The organism is Veillonellales bacterium, from assembly GCA_039680175.1.
Classification (GTDB): domain Bacteria; phylum Bacillota; class Negativicutes; order JAAYSF01; family JAAYSF01; genus JBDKTO01.
This window is the reverse complement of sequence record JBDKTO010000107.1, coordinates 1-4660: the sequence shown is the minus strand read 5'-3', so window position 1 is coordinate 4660 and position 4660 is coordinate 1. Positions and strand designations below refer to the sequence as shown.

Below are 4660 nucleotides of genomic sequence, written 5' to 3'. Positions count from 1 at the left end.
CTCCTTGGGCAATCAAAAATTTTGCGCGTAGATAATTTAGAGGCTTCCCTTGCAGTCATCTGCTGCAAAGGAAGCCTTTCCACCGCGCAAAACTTCCGATTGAACCCTTTAAGAACCGTCCCCTTGTTTCCAAGTTGGCACGGGAGTTACTTTCATACGTTACCAACAAATCATTAGTGTAATGCCGATTTCTCAGTGCTAGATGCAAGTTACCATCGGTTCTTATAACAAACTGTTGTAAATGTTAATAAAAAATGATCGCCCTGACCTGCCGTAAAACGCAGGTTTTTATTTTGTACGACTGCTCGCGGTAATAGACAAGAACCGCCTTGCATATGATGATGATAAAAATCCGAAGTGAGGCGAATCATGGAGAAAAACGAATTTTTACAATTATGCCGTGATAATTCTCTGGCTGGTAACCATAAATTATCATCAAGAATCTTGCCTGTAGTACGCGAATATCTGCTAGATCACTCTAACAATAAGCTTCTGGTAATATGGTTAGAAACGAGTGATAGCGGCGACAACAATATTGCTTTCATGAATGCAACGTATCCATATTTAAACCAGGTGTTTACAGATATGATTGATCTTATCTACAGCAATACCTTCATGGCTGCCCAAGGAAGTGACGCGCTGCTGCTGCTGGAAGATACCGTCAATCACTTTCGCGGGAGATTTACGCTAGTTGTTGAAGGAGCCGTACCAACAAAAGACAGAGGAATCTATAATGTAATCGCCCGGACAAAGAATGGTCCGATAACCGCATTAGAGGTAGTAACCCGGCTTGGTGAAGCTGCTCAATACGTGATTGCTATCGGAACTTGCGCAAGTTTTGGCGGTGCCTCTTCCGCTGCACCAAACGTAACCGGCTCCGTTGGGGTTAGCCAAGTGCTGGAGCGGGAAGTCATTAATGTAAGTGGTTGCCCGGTAAATCCCGATTGGTTCGTAGGAACATTAGCCCACCTGCTGATGTATGGAAAGCCGGAGCTGGATGAGTACAACCGTCCTAAGCTCTTTTACGGATTTACCGTTCATCGGCATTGCCAGCGTCGCTCCTACTTCGATAAAAAAGACTTCGCTAAGAAACTGGGCGATATTGAATGTATGTTTTCCCAAGGATGCTCCGGCCCCCGTACCAGCTCTGACTGCCCATACAGGCAGTGGATTAATCATGTCAGTTGGCCAGTTAAGGTGAATACCCCTTGTATCGGTTGTACCAATCGCGACTTTCCTGACGGGTCTGCTCCCTTTTTCACTCCTTTACCCCAGAAAAGCAAATCCGAAGGAACTGGTCACTCAGAACAGACAAAACCGAAAAAGGGGGGAGATACATGAGTCCGCAAAAAATCCTGTTTAGCCCTGTTACACGGTTAAGTGGCTTACTCTCTGTTGAACTTGAAATAGAACATAGATTAGTTATCGAAGCAAACGTTAGCTGTACGATGTTTCGTGGATTTGAGTATATAATGCGTAACCACCATGTTACTGATGCAGTTTATCTCACTCAGCGTATTTGCGGAATATGCTCCTCCGTCCACGGAGCCGTGGCGAGTTATCTTCTTGATCAGTTGTACGACAATGATATCGAAGAGAACGCCCAGTATTTACGAAACATTATGATGGGCGCAGACTTCTTGCAGAACCATATCCGTCATTTCTATTTCTTTGGACTCCCTGATTTTGTAGCAATGCCTAATCAACCGCCATTTTTAAGTCAAAATTGCTATGACTGCAGATTTGATGAAGAAGACAATCGACGCTTAGCAAGTCATTATTTAGAAGCTATCAAAGCCGGAGAAAAGAGCCATCAAATTCTCGCCCTATTCGGCGGTAAGGCACCCCACCAGCATAGTTTTGTTCACGGCGGGGTCGCTGTAGCACCAACAGCAGGTAAAATTAACCAAGCGCTTGCACTTGTACGCGATATTCGGGATTTTGTAAAACGCTACCTAATGCCAGATACTGAGCTAATCGCCAAATGCTATAGCGACTACTTTCGTATTGGCAAAACACCTGGGCGCTTTCTTTCTTTTGGATTGTTTCGTTTTGGCAGTAAAAACAATCAAATGCTATGGCAATCAGGTGTATTGGAAAATGGACGATTAAGTGATGTTCATCTTGGCCTTATCCAAGAAGATATTTCGAGAGCTTGGTTTGAACGTGCAGCTTGGCTAAAATCAGATGAAATCTCCCCTGCCCCGCACAAGCCGGAAGCTTACACCTGGACCAAATCGGTGCAATTTCGGGGAAAACATTATGAAGGCGGTCCATTAGCCCGTATGCTGATGAACGGGTTTTATGAAGGTGGTACTTCAACCATGGATCGGATCGTCGCTCGTTCTTTGGAGACTCTTCTTATATCAGAATTAATGGAAGAATGGCTGCATGAGCTACAACCAGGAGAACCTCCTATCCATCAAAAAAAAGACCTTGTCCATAACCAGGCAACTGCAGTAACAGATGCTATGCGAGGGCCACTGCTCCATTCTGCTCTGGTGCAGGATGAAAAAGTAGAGAAATATGATATTATTACACCGACCGTTTGGAACTTCTCGCCAAAAGACGAGCAAAATCATCGGGGTCCGGCTGAAAGCGCCCTAGTGGGCACTGATATTCCGTCACCGGAACTAAGAAATGTTATTCTTGGTCGAATTATACGCTCGTTTGATCCATGCATATCCTGCGCAACCCATTAGGTGTCCATTAGTGAGAGGGATTTCCCCTCTCATTTTTATTTCTGGGTTTTATACAGGAGAACTTATGTAAAGGTATCTTCATATATTATACTAGGTCAATATAATAGTATTGAAGTTGAGAGAGGAGTGTTAACTTTGGTTTATAATAGAAATCGAGATCCATGGCAGATTAACATTCCAATGTACGATCACGATGATATGTGTCCCAATTATAATATGTGTCACTGCCCTTACTGTGAATATATTTATAGCACATGTAATCAATTCCCTTGCCATTATCCTCCTGCCTATCCTCCTATTAAGCTAAAGGACTGTGGGCCTAAGCCCTTTGCTGTTAACATTGAAAAAGCTACAAAGCAAAACGATAATTTTCGTATCGCTTTATGGACTGGCAAATACATCCAGCTTACCTTGATGAGTATAAATGTGGGGGAAGATATAGGTTTAGAAAGTCACCCAAATCTTGACCAATTCATACGCATTGAAGAAGGTCAAGGACTCGTGAAAATGGGAGATAGAAAAGATAGGTTGAATTTTCAAGCAAATGTCCGGAATGGTTATGCCTTCATTATACCTGCTGGTAAATGGCATAATCTAATCAACACCGGCGATATACCAATTAAATTATATTCTATTTATGCACCGCCACAGCATCCACATAGTACAGTTCATATAACTAAAGAAGATGCAGAAGATAACCACCGAGGCTACTAACGAAGAGATTATTAAAATACTTAGAATTGACCGAGCTCCAGATGGCAAAGAACTCGCCAAAGATATTCTTAAAATCTTGCTAAAATGAAAAGCCACACGCAGGAATCAAACTCCGTAAACTCGCTACTTTTTTAGAATCACATAATGCTCGTGTATGTTGAGCCGTTATCGTTTGAAGAGGAGTAAAAAATACTGTCCATCGGATTAGCATAAATTACTAGCATATTTTGAATGGGCAGACCAAACTTTGCGGACCTTTTTGCGGACCAATTCATATTAGTACGCAATAGAAAATATAGACTCAATAGAAAACAAAACCATTGCGATCCTTAATTTTATTGACTCTTTAAAACATAATAGACTATAAAAAACTCCAATTATCCAATTCCCAAGCCGTGGGTCGCGAGTTCGAATCTCGTTACCCGCTCCAGTAAATTCAAGCCTTCCGGCAATATGCCGGAAGGCTTTTTTGATCTAAGGTGTGCAATAAATCCTGAAATCCCGAATTTTTATATCGAGGTGGCAAATCCCTTATAAATCAGGCACCCAAAAAATGGGTATAGATATAAATTATATTGATTAGTTTTGAGGACTCTGGTAGAAACTCAGCATTCATAAGTCTTGCAGCAAATAAATACTTCCCCATTGGTATTGGCAGTTAAATCTGATCAAGTATGGCAAAATGTTGATGATTTAATAGAATATGCTAAACAACATCCGAGAGAATTAAAATATGGTCACGGTGGAGTAGGTACGATAAATCATTTGGTTAGCGTGTTTTTTGAACAATCTGCTGGTATTAATATTCAACAAGTTCCTTTTCGGGGAGCGGGCGAGAGTATTACCGCATTGTTGGGTGGACATGTTCAGCTTATCTTTGTTAACCCAATGTTAGTTAAAGAGCATGTCAAGAGTGGAACGTTGCGAGTATTAGCGGTAGCGGACGAGCAACGACTCATTGATCCCGTATTCTCTGATGTACCAACCTTAAAAAAGATGGGGATTAATGTTGCTATTAATAATTGGCAGGCAATAGCGGCCCAAAAAAATCTTCCTGCTGATGTAAAGGCCAAGCTGGCTGCAGGGCTTAAAGTCATAGTTAACGATCCTAAGTTTACAGGGCGTGTTCATGAAAAAAGTTTAGGGTTAAAAATAGCAGATTCCATATATTTAATATCCAATGAACAACGATAGCGTTTTCTCTGGATGGATATCTTAGAAGAAGTCTCCAATTTTAATAAATT

General features: G+C 41.7%; 4 protein-coding genes. All 4 read left to right on the top strand.

Annotated elements, in window-relative coordinates; genetic code table 11:
- Positions 1-369: 369 nt before the first annotated feature.
- The 4 genes from ABFC84_17135 to ABFC84_17120 all read left to right on the top strand — a co-directional run bounded on the left by ABFC84_17135 (position 370) and on the right by ABFC84_17120 (position 4610).
- A complete protein-coding gene (locus tag ABFC84_17135) occupies positions 370-1341 on the top strand; it encodes a hydrogenase small subunit (protein ID MEN6414464.1) in 972 nt (323 codons plus the stop codon).
- On the top strand, positions 1338-2702 hold the full coding sequence (locus ABFC84_17130) for a nickel-dependent hydrogenase large subunit (GenBank protein MEN6414463.1): 1365 nt from the start codon (positions 1338-1340) through the stop codon (positions 2700-2702). Before ABFC84_17135 ends, ABFC84_17130 begins: the two co-directional genes overlap by 4 nt.
- Positions 2703-2837: 135 nt before the next feature.
- Positions 2838-3416 carry a cupin domain-containing protein gene (locus ABFC84_17125; GenBank protein MEN6414462.1) on the top strand — a complete coding sequence of 193 codons (579 nt, stop codon included), beginning with the start codon at positions 2838-2840 and terminating at the stop codon, positions 3414-3416.
- Between the two features lie 621 nt (positions 3417-4037).
- Positions 4038-4610, top strand: coding sequence for a tripartite tricarboxylate transporter substrate binding protein (locus ABFC84_17120; protein ID MEN6414461.1), 573 nt, complete (start codon positions 4038-4040; stop codon positions 4608-4610).
- Positions 4611-4660 lie beyond the last annotated feature (50 nt).